Annotated in this window: 17 protein-coding genes; 4 read left to right on the top strand and 13 right to left on the bottom strand. The window is 71.5% G+C overall.

Annotation, left to right across the window (positions count from 1 at the left end; all coding sequences use genetic code 11):
- Nucleotides 1-49: 49 nt before the first annotated feature.
- The 6 genes from OOJ91_RS23835 to OOJ91_RS23810 form a co-directional block, all read right to left on the bottom strand.
- Nucleotides 50-1,348 (bottom strand): ABC transporter ATP-binding protein, encoded by a 1,299-nt coding sequence (locus OOJ91_RS23835; RefSeq protein ID WP_266248313.1) that lies wholly within the window; start codon nucleotides 1,346-1,348, stop codon nucleotides 50-52.
- Between the two features lie 131 nt (nucleotides 1,349-1,479).
- Entirely contained in the window at nucleotides 1,480-3,690 is a 2,211-nt protein-coding gene (locus OOJ91_RS23830; RefSeq protein ID WP_266248312.1) for a bifunctional glycosyltransferase/CDP-glycerol:glycerophosphate glycerophosphotransferase, read from the bottom strand.
- A gap of 16 nt (nucleotides 3,691-3,706) precedes the next feature.
- On the bottom strand, nucleotides 3,707-5,749 hold the full coding sequence (locus tag OOJ91_RS23825) for a DUF5941 domain-containing protein (protein ID WP_439117099.1): 2,043 nt from the start codon (nucleotides 5,747-5,749) through the stop codon (nucleotides 3,707-3,709).
- The gene (locus OOJ91_RS23820) at nucleotides 5,746-6,492 is read right to left on the bottom strand and encodes an ABC transporter ATP-binding protein (RefSeq protein ID WP_266248311.1); all 747 of its coding nucleotides are present in this window, start codon (nucleotides 6,490-6,492) and stop codon (nucleotides 5,746-5,748) included. Before OOJ91_RS23820 ends, OOJ91_RS23825 begins: the two co-directional genes overlap by 4 nt.
- A 1-nt stretch (nucleotide 6,493) precedes the next feature.
- On the bottom strand, nucleotides 6,494-7,321 hold the full coding sequence (locus tag OOJ91_RS23815; RefSeq protein ID WP_266248309.1) for an ABC transporter permease: 828 nt from the start codon (nucleotides 7,319-7,321) through the stop codon (nucleotides 6,494-6,496).
- Between the two features lie 72 nt (nucleotides 7,322-7,393).
- Complete coding sequence (locus tag OOJ91_RS23810; protein ID WP_266248307.1) at nucleotides 7,394-8,764, bottom strand: L-serine ammonia-lyase; 1,371 nt, start codon at nucleotides 8,762-8,764, stop codon at nucleotides 7,394-7,396.
- Nucleotides 8,765-9,094: 330 nt separating this feature from the next.
- Between OOJ91_RS23810 and OOJ91_RS23805 the strand changes: the two genes are divergently transcribed.
- On the top strand, nucleotides 9,095-10,219 hold the full coding sequence (locus tag OOJ91_RS23805) for an IS30 family transposase (protein WP_266244630.1): 1,125 nt from the start codon (nucleotides 9,095-9,097) through the stop codon (nucleotides 10,217-10,219).
- 234 nt (nucleotides 10,220-10,453) lie between these two features.
- On the top strand, nucleotides 10,454-10,663 hold the full coding sequence (locus tag OOJ91_RS23800) for a PspC domain-containing protein (RefSeq protein WP_234589045.1): 210 nt from the start codon (nucleotides 10,454-10,456) through the stop codon (nucleotides 10,661-10,663).
- A gap of 113 nt (nucleotides 10,664-10,776) precedes the next feature.
- On the opposite strand, the gene OOJ91_RS23795 is transcribed toward OOJ91_RS23800, so the two are convergent.
- The 7 genes from OOJ91_RS23795 to pdxH form a co-directional block, all read right to left on the bottom strand.
- Nucleotides 10,777-11,592 carry a DUF4230 domain-containing protein gene (locus OOJ91_RS23795; RefSeq protein WP_266248305.1) on the bottom strand — a complete coding sequence of 272 codons (816 nt, stop codon included), beginning with the start codon at nucleotides 11,590-11,592 and terminating at the stop codon, nucleotides 10,777-10,779.
- Between the two features lie 99 nt (nucleotides 11,593-11,691).
- Complete coding sequence (locus tag OOJ91_RS23790; protein WP_266248303.1) at nucleotides 11,692-12,852, bottom strand: acyl-CoA dehydrogenase family protein; 1,161 nt, start codon at nucleotides 12,850-12,852, stop codon at nucleotides 11,692-11,694.
- A gap of 34 nt (nucleotides 12,853-12,886) precedes the next feature.
- The gene (locus tag OOJ91_RS23785; protein ID WP_089002310.1) at nucleotides 12,887-13,192 is read right to left on the bottom strand and encodes a type II toxin-antitoxin system VapB family antitoxin; all 306 of its coding nucleotides are present in this window, start codon (nucleotides 13,190-13,192) and stop codon (nucleotides 12,887-12,889) included.
- A 188-nt stretch (nucleotides 13,193-13,380) separates the two neighbouring features.
- Nucleotides 13,381-13,983 carry a nitroreductase family protein gene (locus OOJ91_RS23780; protein ID WP_266248298.1) on the bottom strand — a complete coding sequence of 201 codons (603 nt, stop codon included), beginning with the start codon at nucleotides 13,981-13,983 and terminating at the stop codon, nucleotides 13,381-13,383.
- Entirely contained in the window at nucleotides 13,983-14,912 is a 930-nt protein-coding gene (locus tag OOJ91_RS23775; protein WP_266248296.1) for an aldose 1-epimerase family protein, read from the bottom strand. The genes OOJ91_RS23780 and OOJ91_RS23775 overlap by 1 nt, the downstream gene beginning before the upstream one ends.
- A gap of 18 nt (nucleotides 14,913-14,930) precedes the next feature.
- Complete coding sequence (locus OOJ91_RS23770; RefSeq protein ID WP_266248294.1) at nucleotides 14,931-16,229, bottom strand: MFS transporter; 1,299 nt, start codon at nucleotides 16,227-16,229, stop codon at nucleotides 14,931-14,933.
- A complete protein-coding gene (pdxH, locus tag OOJ91_RS23765; RefSeq protein ID WP_266248293.1) occupies nucleotides 16,226-16,942 on the bottom strand; it encodes a pyridoxamine 5'-phosphate oxidase in 717 nt (238 codons plus the stop codon). The genes OOJ91_RS23770 and pdxH overlap by 4 nt, the downstream gene beginning before the upstream one ends.
- A gap of 193 nt (nucleotides 16,943-17,135) precedes the next feature.
- Between pdxH and OOJ91_RS23760 the strand changes: the two genes are divergently transcribed.
- Nucleotides 17,136-18,242, top strand: coding sequence for a citrate synthase 2 (locus OOJ91_RS23760; protein WP_266248292.1), 1,107 nt, complete (start codon nucleotides 17,136-17,138; stop codon nucleotides 18,240-18,242).
- A 266-nt stretch (nucleotides 18,243-18,508) separates the two neighbouring features.
- Nucleotides 18,509-19,636 carry a phosphoserine transaminase gene (gene serC / locus OOJ91_RS23755; RefSeq protein WP_266248291.1) on the top strand — a complete coding sequence of 376 codons (1,128 nt, stop codon included), beginning with the start codon at nucleotides 18,509-18,511 and terminating at the stop codon, nucleotides 19,634-19,636.
- Nucleotides 19,637-19,725 lie beyond the last annotated feature (89 nt).

Here is a 19,725-nt window from a genome sequence, read left to right as displayed (position 1 = left end):
GACGGTAGGACACCGGACGGCCGTCCCGCCACCCCGTCGCGGCGTGGCGTCACCGCCAACCCACGTCGATCCGGGCACCGCGCTCGTCGAAGAAGTGCAGCGCGTCCATCCGAACCGACACGGCGAGCGGGTGGCCGGCGGTGACCGCCGGGTACGGCGCCAGCCGCACCGCCAGCTCCGCCGGGCGGCGGTGGTGCCGGCCCGGGTCGGGGAGGACGCTGGTCCGCGCGGCGCCGTTCGACGGCTCCTCGGGCTCTACCGGTTTGCCGGTGAGCCGCTGCATGACCGCGCCGAACCGGCGCAGTCCTCGCTGGCCCACAGGCGGCGGGTCCAGGGGCGCGCCCATCTCGTCCACCATGATCGCGGTCGCACCGATGTCGAGGAACGCCAACGACTCGTGCCCGTGGTGCTCCAGGTAGCGGATCCGGCCGCGCAGCACGTCACCGGGGCTGTCCGGGGCGACCGGGGTGAGCGCCTCGGCCCGCATCCCGACCACGATCCGCTCACCGTGGTAGTGCGCCACCGCCCGGCTGCGGATGTCGTTCCACGGCAGGTAGAGCGACTGGTCACCGAGGTTGAGCGTGACGTACCTGTCGAGGTGGACGTAGACCGACGCCTCCAGCAGGTTCATCCGGGGGCTGCCCAGGAAGGCGGCCACGTAGAGCGTCGCCGGGCGGCCGTACACCTGGGTGGGTGTGCCCACGTCCTGGAGCACCCCCCGGCGCATGATGGCCACCCGGTCGGCCATGGTCAGCGCCTCGGCCTGGTCGTGGGTGACGTAGACGGTGGTGACGCCCAGCTCGCGGGTCAGCCCGGAGATCTCCGCGCGCAGCTCGGCGCGCAGCCCACTGTCCAGGTTCGACAGGGGCTCGTCCATCAGGAACAGTCCGGGCCGTCGGACGATCGCGCGGCCCATGGCGACGCGCTGGCGCTGGCCACCGGAGAGCTGGCCCGGCTTGCGGGCGAGCACGTCGCTGATGCCCAGGGCGCTGGCCACGTCGGTGACCCGCTCACCGCGTGGCTCGGGTTCCACGCCGGCCAGCCGCAGCGGAAAGGCGATGTTGTCGCCGACGGTCATGTGCGGATAGAGCGCGAAGTCCTGGAAGACCATCGCGATCTTGCGATCGCGTGGCGGCAGGTCGTTCGCCAGCTCCCCGTCCAGCAGCACCGCGCCCTGTGTCGGGTCCTCCAGACCGGCGATCATCCGCAGCACTGTGGACTTGCCGCAGCCGGATGGCCCCAGCAGCACCATGAACTCGCCGTCGTTCACATCCAGATTTATGCTGTCGACGGCCAACGTGCCGTCCTTGAAAATCTTGGTCACATCTTTGAGCGCGACGGTGCTCACCGTCACCTCCCCCAGGTCGTCGGCCGAACCCCCACAAGACTGTGACCAGGATCATTCGTTTCGCACATCGGGTAAACGTCTCATGTTCGGCTCATGACACCGCAATTACGTGGCACGGGGTGCGGGTGCGGTCAGCAGCCCGCCGACGGCTCGGCCTGTTCGCCGAGGAACACCCGGCGCACCACCCGCTCGGCCGCCCGCCCGTCGTCCAGGTGGCAGAACCGGCCCCGGAAGTGCTGGCGGGCCTTGTCGGCCGCGTCCGAGCGCACCGCGTCGGTGCGAAACAGGTCGAGCAGGTCGGCGAACGTGGTGGCCACGGCCCCCGGCGGCTCCGCGGTGACGTCGAAGTAGACGCCCCGGGCCAGGCGGTACGCCTCCCAGTCCGGCGCGTAGAGCACGATGGGCCGGTCCAGCACCGCATAGTCGAACATCGCCGACGAGTAGTCGCTGACCAGGACATCGGCGACCAGGTAGAGGTCCTCCACCCGCTGGTAGCCGCTGACGTCGCGCACCCGCTTGACGTCCAGCGGCCGGCCGGGCCGGCGCTCCCGGTCGTGGAAGTAGTGGCTACGCATCAGCAGCCGCCCCGAGTCACCGAGCGCGGCGACGAACCGGTCCGGGTCGAAGGGCGGCCGGTAGCCGGGTAGGTGCTCGCGGTGCGTCGGGGCGTACAGCACCACCTGCTCGTCCGGCCCGAAGCCGAACTCCGCGCGCAGCCGGCGTACCTCGTCCGGACTGGCCGTGACCAGCCGGTCGTTGCGCGGATAGCCCACCTCCAGCGTCGTGTAGGTGGCCGGATAGGCCCGGTCCCACATCTGGGTGGAGAAGCTGTTGGCGCTGACGCTGTAGTCCCAGCGGTCCACCCGGCGCAGCAGGCCTGCGAAGTCCATCCGGCCCGCGCCGATCGGGTAGCGCTGCTGGTCCAGCCCCATCACCTTCACCGGCGTGCCGTGGTGGGTCTGGACGTGCACCTGCTCCGGGCGCTTGCGCACGAAGTCCGGGTAGTTGACGTTGTTGACCAACCACCGGGCCCGCGCGAGGACCCGGTAGTACGCAGGGGTGCCGGCGACGACGTACTCCACCCCGGCCGGTACGACGTCCACCCGGTCCCGGCGCACGATCCACACGCCCCGCACCCCGGGGGCCAGCCGGCGGGCCACCTCGTAGATCGCCGCCGGGTTGCAGGAGTATCCCCGGTACCAGTAGGCCGCGTACACGGCGAGCGTCGGGTCCACCGGCCGGCGCAGCTCCGCCCGGTAGTACTCGCGCAGCAGCCCGTCGCGGGTCAGCCGCGCGCCGCGCCGGGCCACCGGCCCGACCCGACGGCGGGCCGTACGCGCCTGCCTCCGGGCCGTGTCACGGGCCCGGCTGGCGGCCCGCAACGCGCTGAACGTCCGCCACCGGCCGGCAGCCACCAGTCGGTGCTTGACTCCCTCGACGCCCTCAGGCACCGGGTAACCGCCGGCCGGCAGCCACCGCGCGTAGTCGGCGGTGATCTGCGCGAAGAACGCCGGCCGCAGTTCCGGGGCGATCCGCTGACCGTTGCCGAGCACCGTCAGGTAGTGCCAGACCATCCGCTCGAAGACCGCCGGCCGCAGCGCGTCCACAGCCGGTGACCAGGCGTCCATCAGGTGGAAGACCCGGTGCCACTGCGGGAACACCTCGAAGTGCCGGTCCCCCCGGGTCTTCGTGATCGCGCCGGCGCGGCGCTGCCGGTAGTTGACGCAGACCCGATCCAGTACGCCGATCCGCTGCGCCGCCATCAGCACCGGGTAGCTGAACGAGACGTCCTCGTACCAGCCGTCCGAGAAGCGCAGCCCCAGCTCGACCAGGAACTCCCGGCGGACCAGGCGGTTCCAGGCGGTGTGCAGCAGCCGCATCGCCTCCGGCCGGTCCCGCAGCCGGAAGGTGGCCACCCCGGGCGACTCCGGGAACACCTCGGCCATCGCGCTGCGGGTGGCGGTGTCGTTCCAGTGCGTCCGCACGTGGTCCACAAGCAGCACGTCCGGCCGGGTCGCGCGCAACCGCTCGGCCACCTCCCGCAGGCAGTCCGGCACCAGCCAGTCGTCCCCGTCGAGAAACCACACGTACTCGCCGACGGCCTGGTCCAGCCCGATGTTGCGGGCTGGACCGAGGCCGACGTTCTCCGACAGCCGGACCGACCGGACCCGCTGGTCGCGAGCCGCGTACTCGTCGATGATCTCGCCGCTGGCGTCGGGCGAGCAGTCGTCGACGGCGATCACCTCAAGGTCGGTCTCCGGCTGGCCGAGGATCGAGTCCAGGCACTCGCGCAGGTATCCCTGCACCCGGAAGGCCGGCACCACGAAACTGATCAGGGTCATCCGGGCCGTCCCTCCGTCAGCGCGGCGCGACACCTCCCGCGCCCACCGGCGCGGCCGACGCCCGCGCGCTACGGGCCGGCCGGACGAACCAGGCCAGGACGACGCTCGCCACGAAAACCACGAGAAGGTACGCACCGAGTGTAGCCATGCCGATACTCACGACGCCGGCAATCGCCGCGAGGGCCAGCAGTACCGAACGTCCGTCCCAGCCCAGCGTGGCGGCGTGCAGCGGCGGCGCCGTCTGCCGCTTCTCCAGCCGGGCCGTCAGGTCGTAGTGGTGCACGGTGAGCACGAAGACGTACCCGAAGATCAGCCATCCCGGTGCGCCGCCGACCACCCCGACAGCTATCGCGAACAGGTACTCGGCGGCCCGCAGCGCCGCCGGCACCAGCCAGTCCAGCGGGCCGTTGTGCGCGGCACCGGCGCCGAGACCACCGGCCAGCAGCACCAGCAACGCCACCGGCACCGCCAGGCGCAGCGCCGACGGCGAGTCCCCGACCAGGGCCGCGACCAACAGCACCGCCGGGCCGAGCGCGGCGAGCACCGCCAGGGTGAGCGGCCCCATCGGGCGGACCACAGGCAGCCGGCGGGCCAACGGGCCGTCGTCGCGGTGCAGGGTCGCGTCGACCGTGTCCAGCACCGGCACCCACATCCAGCGGGCCCGCAACGTGCGCAACGCCCCGGTGTACGCGAACGCCAACCCGCCCCAGACCAGCACCGCGACGAGGCTGACAAGCGGGTTGAACAGCGCCACGGTCAGCGCGATAAGCGCCCACCGCTCGCCGATCGGGAACACCACGGTCCGCTTCAGCCAGTACGACAGCGAGCCCGTGTCCGCCTGCACCCGCGTCGAGGCGGCGTTCAGCCGGTCACCGATCCCGCCGCTGGCGCCCGCAGTCGTCCGGGGCCGGCGTGCCGCCTCGTCGTGCAGCACCCCGTACCAGGTGTCGGTCATGTGCCGGACGGTCTGCAACGTCATCGCGGCGATGGCGAGGGCCCAGCCGTTGCCCAGCCCGGCGTGGCTCACCCCGAAGCCGAGGCCGGCGTAGACCAGGTACTCCTTCGCCCGGTCGGCCATCGTGTCCAGCCAACCGCCCCACGCGCTGAAGTGCCGGGTGTAGCGGGCCAACTGGCCGTCGACGCAGTCAAGCACGAAGCCGAGGTAGAGCAGCACCGCCCCGCCGACCAGCGCCGGCCGCCCGCCGACCCCGAACAGCACAGCGGCGGCCAGCGCGAACAGCACCGAGATCACCGTGACCCCGGTCGGCGTGAGCCGCAGCCGTGCCGCCAACCGCACCACGTACGGGGACCAGGTGCTGACGAAGTACGTGGAGAAGAAGTCGTCCTTCTCCTTCACCGACAGCCGCAGCTCGGCACGGTCCTCGTCGACAGCCGTCACCGCCGCCTCGGCGGCGACCAGCCCGGCGCTGTCCTCGACCCGGTGCGCCACGAGCAGACGTACCCGCTGGGCGAAGATCAGGGTGCCGAGCGCCGCGAGACCCGCGACGAGCCGGTCCACGGCGGACCCGGGGTTGCCCGGTCCGGCATCCCCGGCGGCCGGCAGCGGCGACACGTCGCCGGCCGGGCCGAGCGGAGCGGTGACGGGCCGCGCGCCGACGGCGGCGGCCCGCGCGGCGGCGGCCAGGGTCGGCAGGTCGTCGACGCCGACGCGCAACGCGCCACCGAACACGCCCGTGGCGTCGCCGTCGAGGGCGTCCAGCGTGCCGGCGTCGACGATCTGGCCGCGCTCCTCACGCACGGCCGTCCGTCCGGGCACCGGCGGGTCGGTAAGCACCAACGCCACAGTCGGTCCCACCGGGCTGGTGGCGAGATGCCGCAGTACGGCGGTGTGCGCCACCAGGTCGGTGCCACTGACAAGCAGCGGCCCGTCGGCGGCGTCGGCGAGCGCGGCCAGCTCGTCGAGGGTGGCGGCGAAGCGCACCTCGGCCGCCCCGGCCCGGCGTAGCTGGGCGGCGAGACGGTCGGCCAGCGGCTCGCCGGACGCGGTGGTCAGGCCCGCCGCGGACGTCCCGGCGGCGAGCACGATCGCGAGCGTCACCGCGGAACCGCGGCGTGGTACGCGTCGAGCGCCTCGGCGATGGTGCCGTCGAGCGTCAACCGGCCCGCGTCGAGGTACAACCCCCGACGGCAGAACCGGGTCAGGTCCTTTTCGTTGTGTGACACCAGCACGAGCGTGCGCCCCTCCCCGAGCAGACGATCAATCGTCGCGTAACACTTCTTGCGGAACTCCGCGTCCCCGACCGCGGTCACCTCGTCCATCAGCAGGATCGGGTGCGGCAGGTGCGAGATGATCGCGAAGCCGAGCCGCACCTTCATCCCCGACGAGTAGTGCCGCACCGACGTGTCGATGGCCCGTTCCACCTGCTCACCGGCGAACTCGACGATCTCGTCGAAGTGCCGCTTCAGGTAGCTCGCCGACAGCCCGTGCAGTCCACCGACCAGGTGCAGGTTCTCCCGCCCGGTCAGGTCGTTGGAGAAACCGGCGGACAACTCAAGCAACGGCGCCACCGCGCCGTGCACCCGGATGTCGCCCTCGTCCGGGATGAGCACCCCGGCGATCAGCCGCAGCAGGGTGCTCTTGCCGGTGCCGTTGCGGCCGATCACCCCGACGGTCTCGCCCGGCTCGACTGTGAACGACACGTCGCGCAGCGGCCAGAACTGGCCGGGCAGGGCGCCGCGCCCGCCCCGGTGGATGAACAGCTCGCGCAGCCGCAGTTGGCGGCGACGGTTGCGGACGAACCGGATGCCCAGGCCGTCCGCCTCGATGATCGGCGCGGCCACGTCAGAGTTCCTTGAGCACTGCGGGTTCCAACCGGCGGAACGACCACCAGCCGGCGGCCAGCACCAGCAGGCTGCCGACGACGGTGGTGGCGAGCAGCCGGGCGTCCGGGAACTCGTCCGGGTACCAGATCGCGTGGTGCAGTTGGAAGATCCCGACCAGCGGGTTCAGCTCGTACACCACCTTCAGCCACCCCGGCAGTCCGGACTCCCGGACCAGGCTGAGCGGATAGATGATCGGCGTGGCGTAGAACAGCACCCGGATGATCAACCGCAGGAACCGCTCCACGTCGCGCATCAGCACGTTCCACGCGGACAGCAGCAGGGCCAGCCCGACAAGCAGCACCGCCTGCACCGCCACCGCGAGCGGCAGGGCGAGCAGCGACCAGCCGGGGTGAATCCGGCCGTGCGCCGCGTAGATCACCGCGATGGCGATCAGGATCGGCAGGCCGGCCGCGTACTCGGCGAACCGACCGGTGACCCGGCCGATCGGGAAGACCTGCCGCGGCACGTTCATCGTGGTGATCAGCCGGGACTGGCCGGTAAGCGCGTTTGTGGCCTCACTCAGCGCCGAACTGGCCCACATCCAGGCGAAGATCCCGGTGATCAGGAACAGCGGGTACGATCCGGCCGCCTCGCCGAGGTGCCGGCCGGTGTCGCGGGAGTAGAGCACCCCGAAGACGAACCAGTAGATGGCGCCCATGCCGAGCGGCTCGATCAACGACCAGAAGTAGCCCAGCACCGACTGCTGGTACTTCACCGCCAGGTCCCGCCTGACCAGGATGCGCAGCGAGTTTCGGTGCGACCACAGGGCCGCGACGCCAGAGGTCACCGCGAGCCTCCCGCCTCCTGAAACGGACGACAGGTTAGCAGTCGGTGAACGAATGCCCCGAATCGGCCGGACTCAGCACTCGATCACGTTGACGGCCAGACCGCCACGCGCCGTCTCCTTGTACTTGACCTTCATGTCGGCGCCCGTCTCCCGCATGGTCTTGATGACCTTGTCCAACGACACCTTGTGCACACCGTCGCCGCGCAGGGCCAGCCGGGCGGCCGTGATCGCCTTGATGCTAGCCACCGCGTTCCGCTCGATGCAGGGGATCTGCACCAGGCCACCCACCGGGTCACAGGTCAGGCCGAGGTTGTGCTCCATCCCGATCTCGGCGGCGTTCTCCACCTGCTCGGGGGTGCCACCGAGCGCCTCGGCCAGCCCCGCCGCCGCCATCGAGCACGCCGAGCCGACCTCACCCTGACAGCCGACCTCCGCGCCGGAGATCGACGCGTTCTCCTTGAACAGCACACCGATCGCGCCGGCCGCCAACAGGAACCGCACCACGCCGTCGTCATCGGCCTTCTCGACGAAGCGGCTGTAGTAGTGCAGCACCGCCGGGATGATCCCCGCCGCGCCGTTCGTCGGCGCGGTCACCACCCGACCGCCTGCCGCGTTCTCCTCGTTCACCGCGAGCGCGAAAAGCGTCACCCAGTCCATCACGTGCAGCGGATCCGCCGTCCCGGCGTCCGCCTCCAGGCCGCGCCGCAGCTCCGCCGCGCGCCGCCGAACCTTCAACCCCCCAGGGAGTACGCCGTCCCGCTCGCAGCCGCGCTGCACGCACTCCTGCATCACCCGCCAGATCTCCAGCAGACCCGCCCGGATCTCCGCCTCGCTTCGCCACGAGCGCTCGTTGGCGAGCATCACCTCGCTGATCGACAGCCCGGTGCGGGTGGTCACCTCCAGCAGCTGCGCCCCGGTCAGGAACGGGTACCGCACCCGCGTGCTGTCCGGCTTGATCCGGTCCGCCCCCGCCGCCGCCTCGTCCACCACGAAGCCGCCGCCGACGGAGTAGTAGCTCCGCGCCCTGACCTGCTCCCCGGCCGCGTCGAAGGCCACGAAGGTCATCCCATTCGGGTGGTACGGCAGCGATCGGCGACGGTGCAACGTCAGGTCCCGGTCCGGGTCGAAGTCGATCTCGTGCGCGCCCAGCAGACTGATCCGCCGCTCGGCGCGGATCCGCTCGACGCGAGGACCGACGGTGTCGGTGTCGACGGTCTCCGGCGACTCACCGGCCAGACCCAGCAGCACCGCCCGGTCGCTGCCGTGCCCGTGCCCGGTGGCGCCCAGCGAACCGAACAGCTCGGCCTGCACCCGCGCCGTCTCGGTGAGCAGCCCGTCGGCCTTGAGCCCGGCCACGAACGTACGGGCGGCCCGCATCGGCCCGACGGTGTGCGAGCTGGACGGCCCGATGCCGACGCTGAAGAGGTCGAAAACACTGATCATGGCTGCGCTTCCTCGGCGTCGTCCCGTCGTACGGGATCCGCCCGGTCGTGGCCACCGGTCCGGTAGCCCCGCTCGTGGGCGCCCGGTCGGGCGCCCGCCGGCCACCCGGGGTGTGGGTGCCCGACCAGCGAGCCTACCCGCCCAGCTCACCACCCATCCGGCAGCTCACCCGCGCCCCACCCCGCCCGCGCCGCTTGCCCCCCGCCCCCGCCCCGCCCCCGCCCCGCCCCCCGCCGCAAGATCGCGCTCGATCCTGGATGTAGTGCCCTCCGTCGCCTTGGGCTCAAGTGGTTGTTGCAACGGGGTGGATTCTCGTCAGGATGAGGGGTCATGCCGGGGCAGAGGTTGTCGTCCGCGGAGCGGGCGCAGATTGAGGTGTTGTTCGGTCAGGGGTTGAGTTGTCCGCAGATCGGGCAGGTGATCGGGCGGGATCGCTCGACGGTGTGGCGGGAGTTGTCGCGGAATCACTGCGGTACGGGGGGTCGGGTGCCGACGGGTCAGCGGCATCCGCATGGTCCTGCTCCGGGGTATGTGGCGGGGGTGGGCTACCCGAAGGGGTGGGGTGGGGTGTATCGGTGGAAGTACTGTCACCGCAACGCTCAGGGCAAGGCGGATGAGCGGGCGCGGCGTCTTCGTGAGGGGAAGTTGCGTCCGAGGTGGGGGCGGGCGTGGCCGCCGTTGTGGGAGACGGTCAGGGATCGTCTGACGCAGCGGCATTCGCCGCAGCAGATCGCCCGGTCGTTGCGGCGGGAGTTCCCCGACAGACCGGAGATGTGGGTGTCACACGAGACGATCTACCAGGCGATTTACTTCCAGGCCCGGGGTGGGATGCGCCAAGAACTCGCCCGGCAGGTCGCTCTGCGCTCAGGACGCACCGGCCGCCGCCAGCAGTCACGACAGGCCAGCGCGCTGCGGGGACGCCCGTGGGTGCGTGACTTTCACATCTCGACTCGCCCGGCGGAGGTCGCTGACCGGGCCGTGCCGGGGCACTGGGAAGGTGACCTGGTCATCGGCGCCCGAGGGTCCAGCGCGATCGTCACCCTCGTCGAGCGGGCCACCCGGTATGTGATGCTCGGCGCTCTGCCCGAATCGCGGGTCAGTGAACAGGTCATCGAGACCCTCACCGGTCTCATGCGCCGCCTGCCGGCCGAGTTGCGTAAGACCCTGACCTGGGACCAGGGCATCGAGATGATCCGGCATCCCGTGTTCACCCTGGCCACCGACTGCAAGGTCTACTTCTGCGACCCCCACAGCCCGTGGCAACGCGGCAGCAACGAAAACACCAACGGTCTCCTACGCCAGTACTTCCCCCGCTCCAGCACCGACTTCCGCACCTGGTCCCAGGACGACCTCGACGCCGTCGCCCGCGAACTCAACGGACGACCACGCCAAACCCTCGACTGGCAGAATCCAGCCGAGGTACTCCACAAGCACCTGGTTGCAACCGCCGCTTGAAACCGCCCGCGCGCGAAGCCACCAGATCCAGGATCCTGCGCGATCTTGCACGCTGTGCGCTGGCGGGACTCGAACGCGGCGGCTGGTGCGACAGGAGTCGGGGAGGGTTGACCCGGGTAAAGCACCTACGGGTCCACGGCTTGCCGATCCTCCTCGGGACCGAGGGCGGGATGGCCACCCCTTCGTACCGTGGATTGCAGACGCGGCGCACCGCCGCAGAGTGGGAGTACGACGATGAGTCGCAAACTGGTTCGGCCCCGCCAGGGGCGCATGCTCGCCGGTGTCTGCGCCGGCCTCGGTCAGCGGTTCGGCATGTCCGCCGGGATGGTTCGGCTGCTGTTCCTGCTGTCACTGCTGCTGCCCGGCACCCAGGTGATCGTCTATCTGATCCTCTGGGTCCTCATGCCGAACGAGGACCGCTACCTCGCCTCCACCGGCCACTGACGCCCCCAAACCGCCTCGCACCTTCGGGGATGTTGCTGCCTCAGCCGCTCGCGAGACAGCAACATCCCCGAACTTGCGCAGATCTTGAGCGGAGGTCCGGCGGGGTGCGGGGGTCAGGGTGCGGTGTAGGTGACCGTGACCTGCTGGAAGCCCAGCGAGCGCAGCAACCCCTCCAGCATCTTGCGGGTGTTCTCCTCGGCGCGGGCGGAGAGCCCGCTGTCCCGGGCGGCGGCGGTGATCCGGTCCTCGGCCAGCTGGTAGACCTGCTGCTGCCGGTTGGGGTCGTTGCCGACCAGGTCGCCGAGCCGGTTGAGCAGGCCGCGCTGCTCGGCGAAGACGTAGCTCTTCTCCATGTCGAGGTTTGTCTCGCCGAGCTGCGGCGCGGGGAGCTTGATCTCGACCGACTTGCCGTCGGCGGACTGCACGATGGCGCCCTCACCGATCTTGGTGAAGTCGACGTACGCCTCGACGCTGCCGGCCCCGACGAACAGGGTGCGTTCGTTGAGCAGGAAGTCCGGGACGTTGCGCCTGTCGTTCTGGGTGTCGACCACGACCTGGAAGTTGCCTTCGGCGGCCACGTAGCGGCTGAGGTCCTGGATCGACTTCAGCAGCGGCGGCTGACTGCGGTCGGTCTGCTCCTTGGCGAACGGGTTACGGAAATCGGGCAGGAACCCGGTCGCCTGCACGCCGAGCAGCACCACCACGGCCAGCGCGGCGGCACCGAGAAGCAGGAGCAGCCCACGGGCCGCACCGCCACCACCGCTCGCACCGCCGCCCCCGCCGACCTCACCGCTCGGGGGGCCACCGGTGCCACCTGGTGTGTCCATGGTCGGGTCGGGTGTCGCCGCCGAGCGCTCCTTGAGGTCGTCGCCGGTCGGATAACCGGGGAACTCCCTCGTGGGCTCGTTGATGCCAGCTTCGCGGGCCATCACACTCACCGTCCTCGTCAGACACGTCGTCTACCAATGACGGTACGGCCCCCGTACGACAGCCGCGCGTCGAGCGGCCGGAATGCGTAAACGGGCAGGTCAGGCGAAGGCGGAGAGCCCGGTGAGCCGCTGGCCGACGACGAGCTGGTGGATCTCGGAGGTGCCCTCGTACGTCAGGACGCTCTCCAGGTTGTTCGCATGCCGCATCACCGGGTACTCCCCGGAGACGCCGTTGGCGCCGAGGATGGTGCGGCACTGCCGGGCGATGGCCAGGGCCTCCCGCACGTTGTTCAGCTTGCCCACGCTTACCTGCTCGGGGCGGAGTCGGCCGGCGTCGGCGAGCCGGCCGAGGTGCAGCGCGAGCAGTTGACCCTTGACCAGTTCGACGGCCATGTCGGCGAGCTTGGCCTGGGTGAGTTGGAACCCGGCCAGCGGGCGGCCGAACTGGGTGCGGCTGGTGGCGTACGCCAGGGCGGTCTCCAGGCAGTCCCGTGCTGCGCCGAGTGAGCCCCAGACGATGCCGTACCGAGCCTCGGTGAGGCAGCTCAGCGGCGCCTTGAGCCCGATCGCGTCGGGTAGTTGGGCGTCGGCCGGAAGCCGGACGTCGTCGAGCGCGATCTCGCCCGTCACCGACGCGCGCAGGGACATCTTGCGGCTGATCTCGCGGGCCGTGACGCCGGGCGTGTCCATGGGTACGGCGAATCCGCGCACGCCCTCGTCGGTGCGTGCCCAGATGACGGCGACGTCGGCGATCGGCGCGTTGGTGATCCACATCTTGGCGCCGGTGAGCATCCAGTCGTCGCCGTCGCGGCGGGCGCGGGTGGTCATGGACGCCGGGTCGGAGCCGTGGTCGGGCTCGGTCAGGCCGAAGCAGCCGATCGCCTCGCCGGTGGCCATCGCCGGCAGCCAGCGCTGCTTCTGCTCCTCGCTGCCGTAGCGCCAGATGGCGTACATCGCCAGTGAGCCCTGCACCGAGACCAGCGAGCGGAGCCCGGAGTCGCCGGCCTCCAGCTCCTGGCAGGCCAGCCCGTACGCGACGGCGGAGGCGCCGGCGCAGCCGTAGCCGGTCAGGTGCATGCCGAGCAGGCCGAGTTTGCCGAACTCGCGGGCCAGCTCGCGGGCCGGCACGCGGCCCTCCTCGTACCAGGCGGCGACGTGCGGGCGGACCCGGTCGTCGACGAGCTGGCGGACGACGTCGCGGATCTGCCGCTCCTCCGCGCTGAGCGACGGGTCCAGGTCGAGCAGATCGAGGGCAGTCATGCCGTCACCTTAACGAAGCCTCAGCTCACGCCGCTCACTCGATCGGTCCGGAGAGCACCAGCACGCGGGCGTGGATCTGGTTGCGCTGTTGCAGGGCGGCACGCAGGGCGCGGTGCAGGCCGTCCTCCAGGTAGAGCCCACCGTTCCACTGGACCACGTGCGGAAAGAGGTCGCCGTAGAAGGTCGAGTCCTCGGCGAGGAGCTTGTCGAGCGCCAACTCGCGCTTGGTGGTGATCAACTGGTCCAGACGCAGCGGACGGGGCGGAATCTCCGCCCACTGCTTGAGCGTCAGGTTGTGCTCCGGGTAGGGACGCCCGTCCCGGACCGCTCTGAAGATCACGACGGCACGCTCCCCTCCCCGTGGCCGGGCCGACCGACGACGCCGAGCCGGGCCGCGGCGGGCACCGCGCGGCGCGGCACCGATGACCGTGCCAGCCTAGCCGTCCGGCGCACGCGACGTTCTGCTCCCTGATGTCAGTTTCGCTACCGCTCGTCCGATCCTCAACTCCGACGAACGGGACGGCGCGCTCAACTCCACCGCCCGCGCCGCACCACCTCGTCCATCCCGCGCCGTCCCCGGCGCAACGACGGTGACCGATGGTCCGGTGCACGGTAACCGATTGTGACGGCACCGATGGGGTGGTAGTCGTCCGGCACGCCGAACGCGTCCCGATACGCGTCCAGCCGCTGCGCCGGAATCCCGAAGAAGCACGCTCCCAGCCCCTCGTCCACGGCGGTGAGCAGCATCAGCAGCGCGGCGAAGCCGGTGTCCACGTACCAGTAGGGCACCGGCCAGCGGTCGGTCGACCGGTCCGTCCAACCCTTGTCCGGCTCCGCGTACCGCCGCAGGTAGGCCGACTCGTTGGCGTGCGGCACCACGATGAGCGGCGCCCGGCGCATCCCCGCCAGCCAGCGCTCCCGTCCGCCGCCCTCCGGGGTGGTGGCGGCCCAGAACCGTTCCCGGTCGGCCGCCTCCTCAAGCACCAGGAAGCCCCAGCCCTGGGCGAACCCGGCCGACGGGGCGCGCACGGCGTGGTCGAGCAGCCGATCCACCACGTCGGGCGGGACGGGACGGTCCGGGTCGTAGTTGCGCACCATCCGCCGACGGCGGACGACCTCGGCGAACTCCATCAGGCCCCGGGCCGGATGCCCCAGGCACCCCGCCAGGTCGTGCCGGGCTTGAGCGTGAGCAGGTCCTTGCCCGAGCGGAACGCGTCCGGCGGGCAGGTCATCGGCTCGATCGCCACCGAGCGGCGGTGCCGCTCGCCGGTGAGCGCGTCCCCGGTGAACACCTGCCACCAGCCGAACTCCGCGTCCGCCCAGATGCTCACCCCGGACGAGGAGTCCGGGGCGGCCAGGCTCACCGAGGAACCGCCGTCGCCGTCCCGGATCACCTCGCCGAAGCAGGCGTCCAGCTCGGCGTCGCCGATCCGGCGCGGGCTGGTCCAGTCGTACTCGGTGCCGGCCACCGGGGTCGCCCCGACCGGGAGCAGCCGACCGTCCACAAGCACACGGGTACGCGCCGGCAGCCGCATGACCAGGTCGTCCACCGCGACGCCGGGCAGTTGCAGGTACGGGTGCACGGAGAAGCCGAACGGGGCCCCCTCGGCGCCGATGTTCGTCACCTCGTGCTCGGCGCGCAGTCCGTCCGCGCCGACGCTCCATCGGCTGACCAGTCGCAGCGGCCACGGGTAGCCGGGCTGCGGCGGGAGGTCGTAGCCGAGAGTCACCGCGTCCGCGGACTGCTCCAGCAGCCGCCACGGCACCCAGTTGACCAGCCCGTGGATGGCGACGTGCCGCTCCGGCTCGGTCAGCGCGAGCTGGTGCGTCCGGTCGGCGAACGGGTAGCGGCCGTCGCGGATCCGGTTCGGCCAGGGCGCGAGCACCTGCCCGGCGCAGCCGGGGCAGACCTCGTCGGCGCGGTACCCGTCGAGCAGGTCGACGCCGTCGTGCCGGTACGTCCGCAGCCCGCCGCCCACCTCCACGATGACTGCCTCGTGGCCCGCGGCGGCGATGGTCCACTGTGCGCCGGAGAAGGGGCGCTGGTCGGGGCTTTCCATGCCGGCGACCCTAACCGGTCACGGCCGGTCGCCGCTCGACGCCGTCGTGGCCCGGTAGCGCAGCAGCGCCGGGAACGCGACCGCGAGCACGACCACGAGCACCGCCGAGGCGAGCCCACCGGCGACCCAGGCCACCCCGCCGCCGAACCCGGCGGCCATGGTGCCGGCCCGCAGGTCACCCAGGCGCGGACCGCCGGCCACCACCACCGTGTTGACGCCCTGGAGCCGACCGCGCATCCGGTCCGGCGCGTACACCAGCAGCATGGACTGGCGCAGGACGGCGCTGACCAGGTCGGCGGCGCCGGCCACGGCGAGCAGCAGAACCATCAGCCAGAGCTGGTGGGCCAACCCGGCGGCGGCGATGGCCAGGCCCCAGCCGACCACCGCAACCACCAGGCCGACCCCCTGCCTGCGGAGTCGACCGATCCAGCCGGAGGTCAGTCCGCCGATCATGGAGCCGATCGCGATGGCGCTGTAGAGCAGGCCGACCGAGCCGCCGCCGCCGAACCGCTCGTGTGCGATCTCCGGGAACAGCGCCCTCGGCATCGCCAGGATCATCGCGATCAGGTCCACGCCGAACGAGAGCAGCAGCACGGGTGTGGTGGCGAGGTACCGGAACCCGTCGATCACGCTGGCCAGGCCGGCGCGACGGACCTGACCGTCGGCGGTCGGCTCGGGTGGCAGCGCGGGCAGGCGCAGCGCGGCCCAGAGCATGGCGGTGAACAGCACCGCGTCGACGCCGTAGGCGATCGGCAGGACGACGCTGGTGTCCGGCGAGGCGGCGAGGATCAGACCGGCGGCGAGCGGGCCGGCCACCGAGGCCGCGGTGAAGGTCGTGTAGTTGAGGGTGCTGGCGGCCGGGACGAGGTCCTCCGGGACCAGCCGGGGCAGCATGGCGCTGCGGGCCGGCGAGGTGATCGCGAAGGCCACCGACTGCACCGCCATCAACACCAGCAGCAGTACCGGGCTGCCCACGTTCAGCAGCGCCTGGACCAGCAGTCCGAGGGTGGATGCCCAGAGCAACAACGAGCCGCCGAGCAGCACCGCACGGCGGTCGCGGGCGTCGGCGACCGCGCCGCCCCAGAGCCCGAAGACCAGCAGGGGTACGAAGGCAGCCACGCCCAGCAGGCCCACCCAGAACGAGTCCCGGGTCAGGGCGTACATCTCCACAGGCACCGCGACGGCGGTGAACTGGAAGCCGAACATCGCCACTGTGTTGCCGAGCCACAGCCGCCGGTACGCCGAAACGCGCAGCGGGCGGACGTCGATCGCCCAACGGCGCGCTCCGCGCGGCCGGGCCTCCTGCACACCCGTCACGGCGCCAGCCGCTCGACGATCCAGCCACCCGCGTCGAGGCGACGGAAGCGGAGCCGGTCGTGCAACCGACCGGCCCGGCCCTGCCAGAACTCCACCGAGTCCGGCCGGACGCGCAGGCCACCCCAGTGCGGCGGGGCCGGGATCTCGGCCTGGTCGGCGAACCGCTCGGACACCTCCCGATAGCGCTCCTCCAACGCGGCCCGGTCCGGCACCACCTGCGACTGCGGGCTGGCCCAGGCGCCCACCTGCGAGCCGCGTGGCCGGCTCGCGAAGTACGACTCGGTCACCGCCTGCTCGACCGGGGCGATCGACCCGGCGACCACCACCTGCCGCTGCATGGGAAACCACGGAAAGACCAGACTGGCGTACGGGTTGCCGGTCGCCTCGACACCCTTGCGCGAGAGGTGGTTGGTGAAGAAGACGAAGCCCTCGGGGTCGTACCCCTTGAGCAGCACCGTCCGGCCGCTGGGCCGGCCGGCGTCGTCGGCGGTGCCCACCACCATCGCGTTCGGCTCGGGCAGCCCGAAGGCCACCGCGTCGGCGAACCAGCTGTCGAACTGGTGGTGCCAGTCGGCGGCCAGGTCAGCTTCGGTCAGGCCCAGGTCCGCGGCGTACTCGTTACGCATAGCGGCCGGGGCGGGTGTGTCGCCCGTCACGTCCCCACTCCTCCTCGGCGGCCCGACCAGCGCCCTTCCGCGCTGGCCAGTCCGCATCGCCCAGTCTCACCGAGTGGCGCGGAGAATGCGCGTCCTCAGATGTCGTGTGCAGCACAGTCGCAGCGGGTCGCATATCCGGTTACGCAGCAGGCAAGATGTTCCGAACACATCCCTGAGGGTCGCCTAAGGCGCTCGGCCGACCGGGCCGGCTCACTTGATCAGGCGCACCGACCAGATCCAGGAGAGCGACATGGCCGATTTCAAACCCGGTCTGGAGGGCGTCGTCGCCTTCGAGACCGAGATCGCCGAACCCGACCGCGAGGGTGGCGCGCTGCGCTATCGCGGGGTCGACATCGAGGATCTGATCGGCCAGGTCTCGTTCGGCAACGTCTGGGCGCTGCTTGTCGACGGCCGGTTCGGGCCGGGCCTGCCGCCGGCGGAGCCGTTCCCGGTGCCTGTGCACTCCGGCGACATCCGGGTCGACGTGCAGTCGGCTGTCGCGATGCTGGCGCCGTACTGGGGGCTCAGCCAGCTGTTGGACATCTCCGACGAGCAGGCCCGCGAGGACCTCGCCCGGGTGTCGGTGACCGCGCTCTCCTTCGTCGCACAGTCCGCCCGTGGCCTGGGCCTGCCTGCGGTGCCGCAGAAGGAGATCGACAAGGCGCAGACAATCGTCGAGCGGTTCATGAAGCGCTGGCGGGGCGAGCCGGATCCGCGGCACGTCAAGGCCGTCGACGCGTACTTCATCTCGGCCGCCGAGCACGGCCTGAACGCCTCCACCTTCACCGCGCGCATCGTCGCCTCCACCGGGGCGGACGCGGCGGCCTGCATCTCGTCGGGCATCGGCGCTCTCTCCGGGCCGCTGCACGGCGGCGCGCCGTCCCGCGTGCTCAGCATGTTGGAGGCCGTGGAGCGCAGCGGCGACGCGGAGGGCTACGTCAAGGGCGTCCTGGACCGCGGCGAGCGGCTGATGGGCTTCGGCCACCGGGTCTACCGTGCCGAGGACCCGCGCGCCCGCGTGCTCCGGCGCACCGCCAAGGAGCTGGGCGCGCCGCGCTTCGAGATCGCCGAGGCGCTGGAGAAGGCCGCCCTCGCCGAGTTGCAGGCCCGCCGCCCGGACCGGGTGCTGGCCACGAACGTCGAGTTCTGGTCGGCCGTGGTGCTGGACTTCGCCGAGGTGCCGGCGCACATGTTCACCTCGATGTTCACCTGCGCCCGGATGGGCGGCTGGAGCGCGCACATCCTGGAGCAGAAGCGCCTGCAGCGGTTGGTCCGCCCGTCCGCCCGCTACGTCGGCCCGGACACCCGCAAGCCCAGCGACGTCGAGGGCTGGGCCGCCATCCCCCACGGCGTCTGACCGGCTCGGAGGGCCCCTCCCGAGGACTCACGTCCGGGAGGGGCCTTTTCTGTGCGCGGCGGGCGATCGGCTCCGGGGTGTGGCGAAGGACTCAGGCCGGCCCTCGGGACCCCGACTTCCACGGCCGGACCCGGGTGCGAGGATGGGGGCCGGCAGTGTCGCCGGATCGCCGGTACGGATCCCGGCCGCCGTGCGCCCGCGTACGCGCGCCCACCGCCGGTCCGCACCGAGCCCGCCCTCGCCCATGCGGAAGGACCTTCAAGACCGTGGCTGACGCACCGATCATCCGGATTCCTGACGAGATCAAGCCCGCCGACGGACGGTTCGGCTGCGGCCCGTCCAAGGTCCGTCCGGCGGCCGTGTCCGCGCTCGCCGAGGTGGCGACCAGCTACCTGGGCACGTCGCACCGGCAGAAGACGGTCCGCGACCAGGTGGCCCGGCTGCGCTCCGGCATCGCCGAGTTCTTCTCGCTGCCCGAGGGCTACGAGGTCGTGATCGGCAACGGCGGCACCACCGCTTTCTGGGAGGTCGCCACCTTCGGCCTCGTCCGCGACCGTGCGCAGTTCGCCAGCTTCGGCGAGTTCGGCGCGAAGTTCGCCAAGTCGGTCTCCGACGCCCCGTTCCTCGGTGAGCCGACCGTCCGCAAGGCCGCGGCGGGCAGCGCGCCGGCCCTGGTCGCCGAGGCCGGCGTGGACGTGTACGCGACGCCGCAGAACGAGACCTCGACAGGCGTGGCCGTGCCGATCAACCGGGTGGCCGGCGCGGACGAGGGCGCGCTGCTCCTGGTCGACGCGACCTCGGGCGCCGGCGGCCTGGAGGTCAACGTAGGCGAGACCGACGTCTACTACTTCGCGCCGCAGAAGTGCTTCGGCTCCGACGGCGGCCTCTGGCTGGCCCTGATGTCGCCGGCCGCGCTGGAGCGGGCCGCCGAGATCAAGGCGTCGGGGCGCTACATCCCGGCCTTCCTGGACCTGGTGACCGCGATCGACAATTCGCGGCTGGAGCAGACGTACAACACCCCGGCGCTGGCCACCATCTTCCTCGCGGCCGAGCAGACCGACTGGATGAACGCGCAGGGTGGTCTGGCCTGGGCGGCCAAGCGCACGGCGGAGAGCGCCGCGACCGTGTACGGCTGGGCGGAGCGGTCCACGGTGGCCACTCCGTTCGTCACCGACCCGACGCTGCGGTCCAACGTGGTCGCGACAATCGACTTCGCCGACGGCGTGGACGCCACAGCGATCGCCAAGGCGCTGCGTGCCAACGGCATCGTCGACACCGAGCCGTACCGCAAGCTCGGCCGTAACCAGTTGCGGGTGGCGCTGTTCCCGGCCGTCGAGCCGGCCGATGTCGAGGCGCTGACCGCGTCGATCGACTACGTGGTCGAGCGACTCTGACCTTCGTCACGGTGGGTGTCCGTCGGGGCCTCGACGGACACCCACCGTGATCATCGCCGCAGCTCAGTCGCGACATGCGGGGTGTCGCT

Origin of the sequence: Micromonospora lupini, from assembly GCF_026342015.1 — a bacterium.
GTDB classification, from domain to species: Bacteria; Actinomycetota; Actinomycetes; order Mycobacteriales; family Micromonosporaceae; genus Micromonospora; species Micromonospora lupini_B.
Note: the sequence above shows the minus strand (reverse complement) of the source record. Positions and strands in the feature narration are given on the sequence as shown.